Annotated in this window: 12 protein-coding genes and 2 pseudogenes; 8 read left to right on the top strand and 6 right to left on the bottom strand. The window is 67.3% G+C overall.

The features are described 5' to 3' along the window. Positions 1 to 75: 75 nt before the first annotated feature. Positions 76 to 407 (top strand): annotated as a pseudogene (locus tag ACFFC4_RS21180) (helix-turn-helix domain-containing protein); the annotation flags it as partial. Between the two features lie 54 nt (positions 408 to 461). Beyond that, positions 462 to 1,146: pseudogene (locus ACFFC4_RS21175) on the top strand (IS5 family transposase); the annotation flags it as partial. Between the two features lie 258 nt (positions 1,147 to 1,404). Here the strand turns inward: ACFFC4_RS21175 and ACFFC4_RS21170 are convergent. After that, the gene (locus ACFFC4_RS21170; protein ID WP_375504576.1) at positions 1,405 to 2,640 is read right to left on the bottom strand and encodes an ATP-binding protein; all 1,236 of its coding nucleotides are present in this window, start codon (positions 2,638 to 2,640) and stop codon (positions 1,405 to 1,407) included. A 186-nt stretch (positions 2,641 to 2,826) separates the two neighbouring features. On the opposite strand from ACFFC4_RS21170, the gene ACFFC4_RS21165 reads away from it, so the two are divergent. Next, positions 2,827 to 3,093, top strand: a complete 267-nt coding sequence (locus ACFFC4_RS21165; protein WP_375504574.1) for a type II toxin-antitoxin system Phd/YefM family antitoxin — start codon at positions 2,827 to 2,829, stop codon at positions 3,091 to 3,093. After that, entirely contained in the window at positions 3,087 to 3,476 is a 390-nt protein-coding gene (locus ACFFC4_RS21160; RefSeq protein WP_375504572.1) for a type II toxin-antitoxin system VapC family toxin, read from the top strand. Before ACFFC4_RS21165 ends, ACFFC4_RS21160 begins: the two co-directional genes overlap by 7 nt. A 270-nt stretch (positions 3,477 to 3,746) precedes the next feature. Here ACFFC4_RS21160 and ACFFC4_RS21155 read toward each other — a convergent pair whose 3' ends face one another. The 5 genes from ACFFC4_RS21155 to ACFFC4_RS21135 form a co-directional block, all read right to left on the bottom strand. Further along, positions 3,747 to 4,112, bottom strand: coding sequence for an ATP-binding protein (locus ACFFC4_RS21155; protein ID WP_375504570.1), 366 nt, complete (start codon positions 4,110 to 4,112; stop codon positions 3,747 to 3,749). An 82-nt stretch (positions 4,113 to 4,194) separates the two neighbouring features. Then, positions 4,195 to 4,533 carry an STAS domain-containing protein gene (locus ACFFC4_RS21150; protein WP_375504568.1) on the bottom strand — a complete coding sequence of 113 codons (339 nt, stop codon included), beginning with the start codon at positions 4,531 to 4,533 and terminating at the stop codon, positions 4,195 to 4,197. Beyond that, entirely contained in the window at positions 4,530 to 6,569 is a 2,040-nt protein-coding gene (locus tag ACFFC4_RS21145; protein ID WP_375504578.1) for a glycosyltransferase family 2 protein, read from the bottom strand. Before ACFFC4_RS21145 ends, ACFFC4_RS21150 begins: the two co-directional genes overlap by 4 nt. Positions 6,570 to 7,293: 724 nt before the next feature. Further along, a complete protein-coding gene (locus ACFFC4_RS21140) occupies positions 7,294 to 8,610 on the bottom strand; it encodes a PP2C family protein-serine/threonine phosphatase (RefSeq protein WP_375504566.1) in 1,317 nt (438 codons plus the stop codon). 27 nt (positions 8,611 to 8,637) lie between these two features. Then, a complete protein-coding gene (locus ACFFC4_RS21135; protein ID WP_375504564.1) occupies positions 8,638 to 9,771 on the bottom strand; it encodes a PIG-L deacetylase family protein in 1,134 nt (377 codons plus the stop codon). Between the two features lie 196 nt (positions 9,772 to 9,967). Here ACFFC4_RS21135 and ACFFC4_RS21130 point away from each other — a divergent pair, with 196 nt between their 5' ends. The 4 genes from ACFFC4_RS21130 to ACFFC4_RS21115 all read left to right on the top strand — a co-directional run bounded on the left by ACFFC4_RS21130 (position 9,968) and on the right by ACFFC4_RS21115 (position 14,527). Then, positions 9,968 to 10,552: a GAF domain-containing protein gene (locus ACFFC4_RS21130; protein WP_375504562.1), complete on the top strand. Its 585-nt coding sequence runs from the start codon at positions 9,968 to 9,970 to the stop codon at positions 10,550 to 10,552. Further along, positions 10,542 to 11,843: a protoporphyrinogen/coproporphyrinogen oxidase gene (locus ACFFC4_RS21125; RefSeq protein WP_375504560.1), complete on the top strand. Its 1,302-nt coding sequence runs from the start codon at positions 10,542 to 10,544 to the stop codon at positions 11,841 to 11,843. The genes ACFFC4_RS21130 and ACFFC4_RS21125 overlap by 11 nt, the downstream gene beginning before the upstream one ends. 101 nt (positions 11,844 to 11,944) lie before the next feature. Next, positions 11,945 to 13,042, top strand: coding sequence for a glycoside hydrolase family 26 protein (locus ACFFC4_RS21120; RefSeq protein ID WP_375504558.1), 1,098 nt, complete (start codon positions 11,945 to 11,947; stop codon positions 13,040 to 13,042). 429 nt (positions 13,043 to 13,471) lie between these two features. Then, positions 13,472 to 14,527 carry a glycoside hydrolase family 26 protein gene (locus ACFFC4_RS21115; protein ID WP_375504556.1) on the top strand — a complete coding sequence of 352 codons (1,056 nt, stop codon included), beginning with the start codon at positions 13,472 to 13,474 and terminating at the stop codon, positions 14,525 to 14,527. Positions 14,528 to 14,625 lie beyond the last annotated feature (98 nt).

Genomic DNA, 14,625 nt, shown 5'->3' with positions numbered 1-14,625 from the left:
TACACCCCGGCTCATCACCCCTTCGACGAGACCAAGCATCCACGCACCTCGAATACGCCCCCTTTGCCAGATGAAGAGGCCGCGCGAGCGCTGGGCGCGTCGCAGGCGGCCGGGGGTCGGTGGTTCCGCCACGCTGGCGGCATGACGCCATTCGATCCGCACCTGCCCACGGGCCCGGTATCTGTCCTTCGGAGAGCGAGAGGAGACCGCGCTGCTGAAGGTCCAGGGCGCCGGGGTTCGACAGATCACCAAAGAGATCGTGCGTGACCCGTCGACGATCTCGCGCGAGTCGCCACGCCGCCGCCCGCGGCAGCAAGCTCGACTATCGGGCCTCGGTCGCGCAGTGGAAGGCGGGGCTGGCTGCGCGCCGACCGAAGACGGCGAAGCTGGTCGCGAACTCGCAACTGCACGCCTAGGGCGTGTCTCCCAAACGATCGGCGGGTGACCGCGACGCTGGTGCGGTGACGCGTGCTGCTGAACTCACTGATCAGGTGTGGGCTCGTATCGAGCCGGTGTTACCGAGCTCGGATGGCCTGCGGGGTAGGCCTTTTCGGGATCATCGGCAGGTGGTCGAGGGGATCGTGCACCGATATCGAACCGGGGTTGCGTGGCGGGATCTGCCCGATCGGTTCGGGCCCTGGCAGACGGTGTGGAAGCGGCACCACCGCTTCGCCACCGATGGCACCTGGGACCGGTTGCTCGCAGTGATCCAGGCCGACGCTGACGCGGGCGGCCAGCTGAACTGGGACGTCAGCGTGGACTCCTCAGTCATCCGGGCGCATCAGCACTCGGCCACCGCGAAGCGGTACGACCCCGCCGACGTGATCGTTGTGGAGGACTCGACGAGCCTGCCGGGCGACACAGGGGGCGGCATCGAATGACAACAATCCCCGCTGCTGCTGGGACGAACCGGGCGATCACGCCCTCGGGCGCTCCCGCGGCGGGCTGAGCACGAAGATCCACGCCGCAGTCGACGGACGCGGACGGCCGCTGGTCATCCTGCTCACCCCGGGCCAATCCGGTGACGCACCGATGATGCTGCCCCTGCTGGCCGCGATCCGCGTCCAACGCCCGCGCGGGCGCCCCAGGACCAGGCCCGATCGGGTTCTGGCCGATAAGGCCTACTCCTCAAAAGCGATCCGCACTCAGCCTGCCAGACGAATGTTCGAACATTCTTACACTTCCGTAGAAGTCCGCAAACCCATGCTGCGTAAGGGATGCAGCTCTGCGGTGCACTTCAGCGAACTCACAGGAACTAGTGCGAATTTGGCGATTGGCTACCGAACTGGTTACCAGATGATCTTGCCGGTTTATCCCAACATACCTTGACGTGTGGCGCGTCGTGGTCGGCTTGTGAAGTCGGCCCTTATACGTAGTGGCCTCACCATTCGCGTCATCGAAGCATTAGGCCCAGATCGTGCTGATGGGTGCGGCGATGACACGGTCCGCAAGTTCGAAAGCGCGCGGACCGGTGTGCAGAACGACGCCAGCCACGAAACGTTCGCCGAGTTCGTCACGAAGCCATTCGAGATGCTTGGCGTCAGAGCGTCTTGGCGCGGCCGCTGCCTTAATCTCGATACCCGCGACGCGCCCGCCGCCGAACTCGATGACGAGATCGATCTCGTGGCGCCCGTTCTTGTCGCGCAGGTGGTACCACCGCGGCCTCGACGTTGCGAGCGACAGCTCGGCCCGGATCTGCGCGGTGACGAAGGTGTCAATTAGTCGGCCGAGCAGGTTCCCGTCACGCAACACTGCCGGCGAGTCAAGGCGCAGCACGGTCGTGATCATCGCCGGGTCCACCAGATAGCGCTTGGCCAGCCGGGTGAGCCGCGAGAGCCGGTTGGACTCCCAGCCCGGTAACGCCTCGAGCACGAGGAGATTCTTCAGCAACTGGTCATACGCGACAGCTGTCTTGCGATCGATCCCCACGGCTTCATAGAGCGTCTTGTCCTCGACCACCCCGGCACTGTTCACGGCGAGTGCCTCAAGGTATCGGCGCATGCGGTCGGGGTCGCGCGCTCCCCCGATCGCCGGCACATCGCGTGTGATCAACTGGTCCACGTAGCTGTCCAGCCACGCCTGACGCGCCAAGCCGGTCAGCCTCAACGCCGGCTCGGGAAACCCGCTGCGGGCTGCCAAATCGAGGTAACCGGCCAGGTCCGTGTCGTCCGCCGGACCCAACGTGGCCGGGTCGGCGTTGACGAGGCGGTCGAGGAACAGCGCGCCACCTATCCGCCCGTTCGTCTCACGCACGGTCAGACCCAGCATTGGCAGGCGCACCAACCTCCCGGTGCCCGGCCACATCTGCGTATCGAGGTCGACACGAACGCTGCCGGTCAGGATGAAGCGTCCCGGACGAGGGGCGTCATCCACCGCGCGTTTGACCGCACCGAGGACACCCGGCACCTCCTGCCACTCGTCGAGCAGCACCGGCTCCGACAGCCCTCGAAGGGCCACGTCCGGGTCCGCTCTAAAAGCCGCTGCCTCGGCCTCACGGTCCAGACGGACGACACTTGCAGCGTGACGCCGCGCCGTCGTCGTCTTCCCCGCCGCTCGAGGGCCGGTGACCGAGACAGCCGGTAGCTGGCCGATGAGCTCGGCGAGCGTTCCGTCGATCAGACGTGCCCGGTAGTCCACCATGACCACACAGTACCGCTCAAGACCAGGACGCGTTCCTGCTCAGGACCACTATCCAGTACCGATCAGGACCAGATTCGTTCCCGTTATGGCACGGTGCGCGAGCCAACACTCGTAAACCGCGCTCAGTCTTGCCGACGTATAGGAGCTTCCCGCCCTGCGACGACGAGACGCGCTACGCTGTGCTACGTGAACACGGTGACCCATCGCGAGATGCGCAACAACAGCGGCGAAATTCTGCGCCGGGTCGAGGCCGGGGAATCGGTCCAGGTCACTAACAACGGCCGAGTTGCCGCACTCATCGTCCCGCCGGCGTCCGACCCGTTGACCGACCTGAAACAACGCGGTCAGCTGCGTCCCGCACGGAGCGAGCCGAGCACTCTTCGCAACGTCCGTCGGCGCGCCGCACAACAAACGTCTGAGCAGATCCTTGCTGACTCCCGAGGGCAATGGTGACGCTTGCCTACCTCGACACCTCCGCGGCGATCAAGCTGATCGTCGAGGAAGCCGAGTCGGCGACGCTGGCCGAAACCCTCTCGTCCTCGCCGTACCGACTGGTGTCGTCATGGCTGCTGCACACCGAGATGCACTGTGCCGCAGGCCGACACCCTCAGGATGTCGACCTCGAATCCGTCCGTGCGGTCCTCGACACCGTCAATCTCGTCGATCTCACGAGAGGCGACATGATCGCGGCCGGCACACACGCACCGCTGCGGTCCAATGTCGCGATACATCTCGCCGTCGCCATCAGGCTCGGAATAGACGAGCTGATCACCTACGACCAAGAGCTCGCAGGGGCCGCAGCAAGCGCCGGCCTGACCGTGGTGGCGCCGAACTGATCCTGCGGGCACCGTGCGAGCCCGTGCGCACAACACCACTCATCGAACTCCACGCTTGCGCGGCACGACGTCGTTGCAGACCTCCTCGGGATAGGGCTTGGGCACGGTGCAATCCTTTCAGCCCTCCTCGTCGAGCAAGGCAGATCAGGTGTCACCTGTTCGTGCACCAGACCCCAGGTGACGCGCATCGAGGCGGGATTGTGTGTCAGCTGCGGGGCCTCGACGCGTCACCGGTAGGGCGCGCGCCGTCACTTTGACGTCGTGGACTGATCAAGTGCAGTCGCACGTCACTATCCATCGGTTGCGGCCAGCCACCCGTTCGTAGTGAAGGTCCGAGCTCAACGCGAGGGCCATAGCCAGACCCCTACCGTCGACGTCCTCGAGCCCGCTCATGGTCAACGTCGACAGCTCGACCGGCGCCGACTGTCCGTCGTCGGTGACGACGCCGCGTAGCGTCCGCTCGTCCCGGCTCACGACGACGCGCATCCGCACCCCGCCGTGGAGCTGGACCGGTTGCGCGTGCTCGATGACATTTCCGACGATCTCGACCACCGCACTCTCGAAGCGGATTCGGTCGGTGGCGTGCAGGTCGTCTGGGACGCTGTCGTACATCTCGGCCACGAGATCCTGAATCATGTCGAGGCTGCTGGGTACCGCCGGCAGCTCGACGCTCCAGGTGCGGGTCTGGCTATCCAACGTGCTCGCGCCGGTCGCTTGTTCAGACGCGCGCGAGGGCATCATCGACCGTCTCGCTCGGGGCGAGTACCCGGACAAGGTTAGTGAGTTCGAGGGCCATCGTGACCTGGGTGGTCGGGGCGGCGAGCCGCAGATCCCCACCAGCTTGTCGGCACCTCTTGAGCGACGCCACCAGCGCGCCGAGTCCCGAGGAGTCGATGAAGACCGTCTCGGAGAGGTCGATGACGACATGCGGGCGTCCGGCACCGACGACGTCGGCGATGGTCGAGCTCAGGCTGGGTGCGGCCGCCATGTTCAACCGGCCGACCGGCTTGATGATGGCCCGGCCGATGCCCGGCTCACTGATCGCGAAATTGGTCATCGCGTGACCTCCTGGAGGGTTGCCGCGGGAAGCGGGTCGGTCTTGGACACGGGAACGGTGGGCGAGCCGGCCGGTTCGAAGCCGCGGTACAAGACGGCGCGAATAACGGCGCTGAAGAGGACCAGGTCGAAAACGACCCAGACGAGATTGATGGTGGTGCCAAGCGTGGTCGCGTGGCCGGCGACCAGTCGCAGCACGCCCACGCCCGAGGCGGCGACCAGCAGGCCCATCGCGATGAGCTGCGCGCGGACCAGGTGCCAGGGCAGCTTCTGCACCTGGACCCGTTCCTTCGGGGTCACCGCGAACGTGAGGCTGCGGCCTAGGACGACGTTGCCGACCGCTGAGGTGACGGCCTTGATCCAGACCGGAAACAGCGCCAATGAGTACTGCTGGCCTCGCCAGGTCGACCGGCCACGGCCGATGACGAAGAACAGCAGCTGGTTGACGAGCAGGAACGGGATCAGCCGCGCGAAGAACTGCGTACTCAGGGCCTGCACCGGCAATATTCCGAAGACGAGGTAGGTCACCGGTGCGGCGATGTAGGCCAGGGCGGCGAAGCCGGACAGGTAGCTCCACATCGTGCCGAGGTACATGATCTTCTGCGCCAGGCTCAGGCCCTTCTGACGCAGCGGATTTTCCCGCAGCATTACCTGGATGGTGCCCTGGGCCCACCGCAACCGCTGGGTCAGCATCGTCCCGAGGTCCTCCGGGGCGAGGCCGACGGCCAGTACCTCGTCGTGGTACGCGGACTTCCACCCCATGCTGTGCATGCGCATGCACGTGGCCATGTCTTCGGTGACCGAGATCGTCGACATCGGCATGATCGGCTGCGCCTCGTCCTCGCGGTCGACGTCCACGACCGCGATGAGCGCCGACACGGTCTCGATCGCACCGAGAGGGGACCAGTCACGCCGGGCCAGCCGGTCGAGGGCGGCCTCGTGCTGCAGGTCATCGGCCACCAGCTCGGCGACCTGCTCGTCGACGAGTTCGAGCAACTCGGCCATACCGGCGCGCGATGCGGCCAGGTCCTGCTCGACGACGCGCCGTGCGGCCATATGCACCCGGCGCTGGAAGCGGGCGGTCACGTCGGCGATCGACGACTCGGCCGCGAGTTCGACGCGTGCGTCGCGGGCGGCGTCGAGCACGGCCAGTAGGGCGTCGTCGACCGCGGGCTGCCCAGCCGGGAGCTTCGCGCGCGCCCGCCGAATTACCCTCTCCGAGGTGCTCAGGGCGTCGTCGATGCGGATCTGCAGCTCGTGGACGTAGCGGCGGATGCCCATCTGCAGCAGGGCCTCACGCCGCAGCACCGCGTTGGAGCCGCAGAAGAACGCCGAGTTCCAACCGTCCTTGCCCTGCTGGATGGGGCCGTAGAACAGCGGGGCCTGGCTGCCCAAGGGGTCGGACTTTGGGACGTTGACGAAGAACTGCGGGGTCTGGACCACCGCCATCTTCTCATCGCGGAAGTACCCCAGGGTGCGGTCGAGCAGTTCAGGGGCCGGCACCTGGTCGGCGTCGAGGATGACGACGAACTCGCCCTGCGTCACCATGAGCGCGTTGTTGAGGTTGCCGGCTTTTGCGTGGCGGGGCATGTCGGTCCAGTCGCTGGAGCGCGAGATGACACCGATGCCCTCGCGGTGGGCGAGTTCGCGCAGCTCGGCGCGGTTACCGTCGTCGAGGATCCACAGCGTATGCGGGAACGTGATGCGTTTGGCCGCACGGGCCGTCTTCATCACCAAGTCCAGGGGTTCGTTGCAGGTGGTGATGAACACGTCGACGGTGGCGTCCTCGGGCGGCGGCCCGGGGTCGGGGCGCCGCTGCAGGCGCCACATAGTGAACCCGAAAATCATCGAGTCGATGAGGCTGTAAGTCTCAGCCACAACAAGGGGCACAGCGATCCACCACGCGGACCAGTTGATCGAGAAGATCCAGCGCCAGACCAGATAGTTCAACCCGAGCACCACGGTCAGCACGACGAGCGGGCGCACCACCGCCAGTGACGGGTAGGGCGGCGGCTTGCGCACACTGAGCTTGAACATCGCGTCGACCTGATCAGCGATCGACGGGCGGGCAGGCAACAACTCGACCTCCGCGGACGATGCCGTGCCGCGGATTCGGTCCAGGGCGGCCGCGAGGTTTAACCTGCTGGCGGTCATCCGCTGGTGCAGCAGCGCGCGCAACGCCGTCGCGTCCGCGGCGGTAACAACGCCGAGCTGGGAACGCACCTCGTCCAGGTTGCGCAGGACGTCGCGCTGGGTGCTGCCGGTCACCCGCGCAATCGCGGCCGGGCCCAGCTGATTGCCGAAGTGCAGCGAGACCACCGTTCGGTGCAGCCGCGACAACGTTCCGATACGGGCACTCAGCGGATCGCACTCACTCGCCGCAACTGCGTCCGGCGGCAACGAGTCATTCGAGTCGTCGGTGTCATCGTTGTCGTCGACGCCCGAAAGCAACCCGCGCACGATCCGAACCCGGACCGCCTTGGCCCACCCGATCGTTGTCGGCTCGACGGTCGTGTCACGGACGGCGTGCACCACTAGCCTCTCAGCGAGTGCGACGTCCTCGGTCAGGGTACCGGCGAATCCGACCAGTCCTGGCCCATAGCGATCGATTGCATCCCCGATGCTCGCGCCCGCACGTCGTTCGGGCTGAGCAACCCGCCGCACGTTCGGTGTCGCTTCGCAGGCGTCGGTCATGCGACGACGCCGTCGGAGCAGGACCGATTGGCGTGGCCTACGGCGCCCGGAGCGCAGCGGAGGGCGGTCATGCCGACACCTCCGCGCGCCGCACCGCGAGTGCGGTGACGTCGTCGAGGGCGACGGCCAGCGAGGTCAGGTCCTCGATGCGCTCGACCAGCGTGGCCGGGTCGGGGTCGGCAAGCACGAGGTAGCGGATGCCCCTTTCGAAGGATTCCGCCGTGCCCCCCAAAAGGTCGAACAACCCGTCGCTCACCACCAGCAGGACGTCACCGGGGAGTAGCCGGCTGCGGTGCTCGGTCCAGCGGCCGCCAAGTCCAAGCCCGATGGGCAGGTCCTCACCGACCAGTCGCTCGGAAGTCCCGTCCTGGCGCACGATGATCGCGAGCCCGTGTCCGGCGTCAACCCACGTGATCACACCGGTCGGTGGGTCGACGACGGCAGCGAACCCGGTAACCAGCGTGCCCGTCTGGGCGAGGTCGTCGGTCACGAGGGCATCCGTGGCCGTGACCACGTCGGTGACCCGCGAACCCCTCCGATCGCCGCTGGTGCCCACGAGGGCGACCTGGTGACTGACCGACGCACGGATGAGCGCCCGCACAGATGCGGCGACCAGCGCGGCGCTGACGCCTTTGCCCATGACGTCCATCAGCGTGAGCAGGAGCTTTCCGTTGACCACGGCGTGGTCGAAGAAGTCGCCGCCGACGCCCTTGGTGGGTAGGCATACTCCGGCCATCGCGTACCCGGGCGGCGCAACGGTGCGCGTCGGCAGCAGCGAGCGCTGGACCGTGCGCGCGCGCTCCATCTCGGTGGAGTCGACGAGCTCGCGACGCGCCCAGGACGCGAGCTGCGACAGCATCACCAGCTGCGTGCGGTCCAGCTGCCGCGGCACGGTGTCAAACAGGGAGAAGGTGCCGACGGTGACGCCGTCCTCGTCGTTGAGCGGCACTCCCGCGTAGAAGCGTAGGTAAGGGGGCCCGTTGACCACTGGGAGATCGGCGAATCGGGCGTCAGCGGTTACGTCGCCCACCACGACGGGTGAGCCGAGCTTCACGGTGACATCACAGAAGGCCGAGCCGCGGCTGACGGGTGCAAGATCGTCGAATCCGCTGTTGCCCGGGAAGTGCACGGTCTCCTCGTCGACGAGGGTTACCGCCGACATCGGCACGCCGAACAGCGTTGTCGCGAGGGCAGTGATGCGGTCGAACCGATCGTCGACGGCGGTGCCGGCCGACAGCTGCTCCACGTGCCGGGCGCGTACTTGGCCCGCCGTCAGCTCCGAGTCGCGGACCGGGACTACCCGCGCCACGGCGGGCTCGGCGGCCTCGGCGTTGCTGGAGCGGCCGGCGGGCTGCAGGGCCAGGGGGAACGCGGACGCAGTCATCTCTGGAGCTCCGATTCGCGCGGCACGTCAGACAATGCGGGGCCGGAACCCGGCGCCGGCGTCGTAGGCGGGCAGGCCGAAGGCCAATTGCCCCCCGGTGATCGGTGAATCGGCGGTCGAGGACTGTCGCAGATCGCCGACCGAGCGGATCACCTCAAAGGGTTCGGCGTAGCGGGCGTTGGCTCCGAGGTGCCTCGCCCAGTACCGGGATCCCGCCACGACGAGTTCCGGTTCGAGGTAGCTGCGCCCGTTCTGGGAAGTGAACATCTTCAGCACCTGCACCTTGCGCTGCAGCACGTGATCGACCGGGAGGAACTTCGTCGGCCGATACTCGTTCGTCGCCGAGGGCGACTGGTAGCCGTACACGCGGCGTACCTGGCGCGTCGCGCTTGCGGTCGCCCGCGAGACTGCGCGATGGTCCTGGTGGTTGTCGTGCTGCGAATGCACGTAGACCACCGTGGGCTGCAGGAGGCGCACGACCTCCTCGATTAACCGGATGGTGCTCACGCCCTCGTCGATGCACGTGTCGGGCAGGTCGCCGAAGATCAGTTGCGCCCCGATGGCCTCCGCCGCAGTGTCGGCCTCGCGCAGCCGCTCGAACTGGTCGCCGCCGACCGAACCACGGCTGAGCGTGAGGATCGAGACGCGGTCGCCGCGCAAGCGATGGTCGAGCAGCGTTCCGGCGCAGCCGATCTCGACGTCGTCGGGGTGCGCACCAACCGCGAGAACCCGCTCGCGGTGCAGTCCAAGGGCGGACAGGCCCGCGGCGAGGGCGTTCTCGACGGCACCGGCATCGGTGCCGTCGATGACGTCAACCACGCCAGCACGCATCGCACGGACTAATACCTCTGGCGCGCGCTCGTCGACCGGCGCGTCGAGCAGGAACCGGGCCGAGGGTGAGTACCGGCGCAGGGCCACCAGCCGCTCGACCACGGAATCGCCGTCCAGCACCTCCGGCGACATCATGCAGAACGTGAAGGGCGAGGCCAGCGCCGCCACCCGCTCGAGATTGATGAGCGGGGCGACGGCCGTGCTGAAGCCCAATGCGTGCAAGGCGTTGACCAACTTCGGCTGGGGACGATCGCCGACGAGCAGCGCAGTGCGCCGCGGCCACCCGCGCATCTCTTCCAGGACGACGTCCGCCGGCTCCAGAATTCCCACTACGGGAGCGGGCGCAGGACCAATCGGCGGTGCACCGCTGATGGACATCGTCATCGCGTTTTCCATCCGTTGACAAGTTGGTTGTCGTCATATTCACCGCAGGTGCGCAATTACTAACAATAATCTAACATGATGACTACGGCGGGTCGACGCTGATTTCGGTTGTGCGACCTCGGGCCCAGGAGGCAGTCGACTCGTGAGAAATCCATCGGCGGTGATGGGCCTGACCAACACCGGCTGGCTCCCGGGTGACGGTTGGCATCCGTCCCTGCGGGCACGGCAGGCCGAGACCCTCGCCCAGTTCGTCCTGGGCGACCCTGCGGCGGCGCAACCGCTGCGCGCGCTCGTGCGTGAGGCGGCCGCAACCACTACGGCCGAGCACGCGCAGGTATGCCTCGTGTCGACCAGGCAGATCGTCGTCGTCGCCGAGCAGGGCACGCTTCGGCGAGCCGACGGAGTGATAGCGACGGTTGGCGACATCACGTCGTTCGAGGACGCCGTGTGCGCCGCAATGGCGCGCACCGGCGCCTCGGTGTGCATCCCCGACACACGAGGCGACGACCGGATGTCCTCGTTACCTGCCGTGGCCGGCGGTGTCGTGGGTGCCTTCCTCGGCAGCCCGTTGCGCACCGTCGAGGGTTTGGTCGTCGGCGCGCTCTGCGTGTACGACGCCGGACCGCACGACTGGACGCACGCGAACCAGGTGTGCCTGGACGCGATCGCGTTGGGGGTCGGCGACGCGCTGGTCGGGCTCGAACGGCGGGTTGGTCATGACCGCTAGTACTGACGTCCTGGTCATCGGAGCCGGACCCACAGGTCTGGGCGCCGCCGCCGCACTCACCGAACGCGGCGTCGACCACCTCGTGGTCGAGTCCGGGGACACCCCCGGTGGAATGGCCCGGTCAGTCCACGACGAGGCGGGCTTCACCTGGGATCTCGGCGGGCACGTCATTCACAGCCACTTTGACAGCTTCGACAAGGCTATCGCCGCGTCCGGAGTAACGATGCGCGGCGTCCGGCGGCGCGGCCGAGTTTGGATGAACGGGGTCATGCACCTGACCCCGATCCAGAAGTACCTGACGCAGCTGCCGACGGACCTGGCGCCCGAGGCGCCGGCGGCCAATCTGGCCGAGTACTACCGCAATCAATTCGGCGCGGACCTCGCGGCCCGCTTCCTCGTACCTCACACGACCAAGATGTGGGCCCATCCCCTGGAGAACGTGGATCACGCCTGGACAAGCCTGCGCGGCGGGTCGGACCGCCGCAACGTCCCGGCCATCGGCCTAGCCGCCGACCAGCCGCCGCCCGTCGAGGAGTTCTTCCCCTACCCCGAGGGCGGCACCGGCGCGCTGTGGACCGCCGTGCACAACCGGATCTGTGACACCTCGCGCTTCCGTTTCGGGACCGATGTCGTCAGCCTTGACCTCCGCGCGCGCACCGCGACGCTGGACGGGGGCGAGGTGGTCAGCTTCCGCTCGTGCGTGAGCACCGCGCCGCTCACGACCCTGCTTTCGTGGATCGGGTTGACCCCGGCGACGACAGACGGGCCGTCACTCGCGGCCTCCAGCGTGTACGCAATCGGCTTCGGGTTCCGGGGCGACCCCCCGCCTCTGCTCGCCGATACGACCTATGTGGCCAGTCCCGACCCGGGCGTGCCGTGGTACCGCGCCACCGTGCTCAGCAACTACGACTCGGCGAACGCCGGGCCAGGGCGTTGGAACGTGCTTTGCGAGGTCAGCACCTCGGTGCATCGGCCGACCGAGCTCGAATCCGCGGTCGCGGGCTGCCGGGAGAGCATCCGCCGGCTCGGAGCCGACCTGTGCGCGATCGAGGCGGTGTGGACCGAGCTGGTGCCCATGGGTTACCCGGTGCCGACGCTCGGTCGCGACGCCATCCTGCGCAGGCTCGACGACCAGCTGCGCGCGCACGGCATCCACAGCCGCGGCCGCTTCGGCGGATGGCGTTACGAGTCGTGCAACCAGGACTACTCCTACGCGCAGGGCATCGAGGCCGTGGCCAACATCATCAACGGTGATCCAGAGAACGTGTACTGGCATCCGGAGCGCTTCTGAGCGCGAATTGTAGTGATCGTTGTTAGGGGTTCATCGCACCACCCGGGGGTAGGTTTGCGTCGCTTCGTCGCACGCACCATGCGCACGGGAGAGGATCGATCATGCAGCGAGGCGTCGCCCCCGACCGCCCCGACCACCCCGACCACCGCGGTATGCCGACGCTGGGCGTGCTGCTGCTTGTGGCCGCCCTCGTTGCCGGCGTCGTGGCTGCGGTGGTGCCGGCACCTCTCGCCACGTCCACCCGTCCCGGCGCTGCTGCGGTCACTGCGATGACGGTCCACCTTGGCTCGACCCCTGAAGTGCCGGACGCCAGCCCGGTGGCTGCTACCGTCGCCTATCCGCGGCGCACCTGGGGGGTCACGCTGCCGGACCTACCGGGCGACACCAGCGGACTGACCGCGTTGGAGCGGTCAACAGGTCAACGTCCGGGCGTGGTCATGTGGTACGTCGCGTGGTCGTTGCGTGCCGGTTTTCCAACGTCCGATGCCGAACGCATCCGCCGGGCGGGTGCGATCCCCGAGATCACCTGGGAGCCGTGGGACCCGGCCGCCGGCACGTCGCAGCCCGACTATGCGCTGGCGCGCATCGCCCGCGGCGATTACGACGCCTACCTGAATGCCTGGGCGCGGGCCATTGCGGCCTGGGGGCACCCCCTGCGCCTGCGCCTGGCCCAGGAGATGAATGGCACCTGGTACCCCTGGGCCGACGGGCAGAACGGCAACGCGCCCGGGTCGTTCGTCCGGGCCTGGAATCACGTGGTGTCGGTCTTCCGCGCCAACCACGCCACCCGGGTGACCTGGGTGTGGTCGCCGAACGTTCCGTTCCCCGGTAGCGCGCCGCTGTCGCGGGTCTTCCCTGGCGACGCGAACGTCGGCGAGGTCGCCCTCGACGGCTACAACTGGTCGACGCTGCAGCCCGGGTCCGAATGGACGAGCTTCGCGACAGTGTTCGGTCCCGGGATGGCCCAACTGGCCAGGCTTTCGCGACGGCCGGTGAGCATCGGCGAGGTCGGCTGCCCCGAGACCGGCGGCAACAAGGCGGCCTGGACAGCGGCTATGTGGCGGACGCTGAGGACCTGGCGGCAGGTGCGCGGTGTCATGTTCTTTAGCTTCGATAAGGAAGCCGACTGGCGCGTCGACTCCACCCCGGCCGCAGGCGCCGCCTTCGCCCGCGGCGTAGGGGCCTACCTGCGCCATTGAGGCGAGGTCCCGCGAAACAATTCCCCTGCCGAGAGATCGCCACAACCGGGAACTTGTAAGCCAGACGTCCGCCGTCGGCACCGCCTGGTGCGCTCAAGTCTGCGCGCCGCCGGCCGATCTATACATCAGGTACGCGAATCGGGGACGCGGTTCTCGGTCGGTCGACGTCCGTCTTGTGCTGCAGCCACTGAGTGGACGGGTTGAAAGGACGGCAATGGCGCACGCGAACGCCGGGAACGGCGGCGACGACCTGAGGACCCGGGCCGATGAGACGCGGATAGCGCACCTCGCTCCCACCCCAGGACACCCTGGCAGCTCGCGTCGCGAGTCGTCCGCCCGTTTCCGGTCGTCTAATGAGGGTGTTCTGGCGGTCAACCGCGCTCAATACGGGACCGTCAGGGACGTCGACCGGCGACCGAAGCCGTCCTCATGATCTACGCGCGGGCCCTGCGTCAACTCGGCGTCGTCATGATGTTGGCCCTCAGTATCACGGCCTGCACCGGAGCCGACCCGAGCGGCCATCGGCCATCAGCCGCTGCCTCCCGCGGCGTCACCCGGCCCACCTCGAACCCCGCTTCCACCCAGGCCTCCTCCGTCGCGCCGCATGAGCCGGCGACGTCCGTGCCTGTGCTGAGACGGGTCGGTGTCTCGCTACCGCTGAACCGGCTGGCCGGATTCATAAAGACGACCGGCAGCGTCCCGAACCAGCTTGGCATTTACCAGCAGTGGGCAGCCGGTCTGCCTTTCGACGCGGTCGCCGGCGCGGCCGCGATGAGCCGGGGCATGAGCATCCTCGTCAACTGGGAACCCTGGGCGCCCCAATGCGACTGCGCTGAGCAGCTGGACTGGACTGACCGCAAGATCGCCAGCGGCGCGCACGACGCATACATTCGGGCCTATGCACGATCAGTGAAGGCGTTCACGCTGACCGGCGGTCACGTAACGTTGCGCTTGGGCCACGAAATGAATGGCAACTGGTACCCGTGGGCCGCCGGAGCGAACGGGAACACCTCAGCCGACTACATCGCCATGTGGCGCCACGTGTACATCGTGTTCACAGCTGAGCACGTGCCCAACGTGCGGTGGATGTGGTCGCCAAACCTGGCCTATCCCGGCTCCGTCGCAATGAGCGCGCTCTACCCGGGTGACCGATATGTCGACGACGTCGGGCTGTCCGGATATAACTTCGGCGCCGGCGATGGCTTCCATTGGGAGACGTTCAGCACGCTGTTCCAACCGAGTCTCGATACGTTGCGAAGGATCGCGCCGAGAAAACCGCTCTACCTCGCCGAAATCGGCTGCGCCCCTCAAGGTGGCAACAAGGCGGCATGGATCGCCGATGCATTTCGTCAGGTGAATAAGCGCCGATACATTGCCGGCATTACCTGGTTCGAACAGCGCACGCAGCGCGATTGGACGATCGAGGACTCCCCTGCCGACGTTCGGGCTTGGAGGGCCGGCGTCACCCTGCTCCAAGGCAATTAGCGGGTCTTGATGCACCGCGTTAGAGAAAGGGCTCTTCCGGATCCAGGGGGGAGAGTCCCGCCGAGTGGTGTAAGTCGGGTTCCTGATCGTGGTGACCG

Origin of the sequence: uncultured Jatrophihabitans sp. (assembly GCF_964244045.1) — a bacterium.
Classification (GTDB): Bacteria; Actinomycetota; Actinomycetes; order Mycobacteriales; family Jatrophihabitantaceae; genus Jatrophihabitans.
The sequence above is the reverse complement of the archived record's forward strand: the minus strand, read 5'-3'. Positions and strand labels throughout refer to the sequence as shown.

What these genes read in the sequence shown, in the direction of transcription:
- ACFFC4_RS21170 (WP_375504576.1), bottom strand. Translation starts at nt 2,640, where the DNA reads ATGGTGGACTACCGGGCACGTCTGATCGACGGAACGCTCGCCGAGCTC.
- ACFFC4_RS21160 (WP_375504572.1), top strand. Translation starts at nt 3,087, where the DNA reads ATGGTGACGCTTGCCTACCTCGACACCTCCGCGGCGATCAAGCTGATC.
- ACFFC4_RS21155 (WP_375504570.1), bottom strand. Translation starts at nt 4,112, where the DNA reads ATGATTCAGGATCTCGTGGCCGAGATGTACGACAGCGTCCCAGACGAC.
- ACFFC4_RS21150 (WP_375504568.1), bottom strand. Translation starts at nt 4,533, where the DNA reads ATGACCAATTTCGCGATCAGTGAGCCGGGCATCGGCCGGGCCATCATC.
- ACFFC4_RS21145 (WP_375504578.1), bottom strand. Translation starts at nt 6,569, where the DNA reads ATGTTCAAGCTCAGTGTGCGCAAGCCGCCGCCCTACCCGTCACTGGCG.
- ACFFC4_RS21140 (WP_375504566.1), bottom strand. Translation starts at nt 8,610, where the DNA reads ATGACTGCGTCCGCGTTCCCCCTGGCCCTGCAGCCCGCCGGCCGCTCC.
- ACFFC4_RS21125 (WP_375504560.1), top strand. Translation starts at nt 10,542, where the DNA reads ATGACCGCTAGTACTGACGTCCTGGTCATCGGAGCCGGACCCACAGGT.
- ACFFC4_RS21120 (WP_375504558.1), top strand. Translation starts at nt 11,945, where the DNA reads ATGCAGCGAGGCGTCGCCCCCGACCGCCCCGACCACCCCGACCACCGC.
- ACFFC4_RS21115 (WP_375504556.1), top strand. Translation starts at nt 13,472, where the DNA reads ATGATCTACGCGCGGGCCCTGCGTCAACTCGGCGTCGTCATGATGTTG.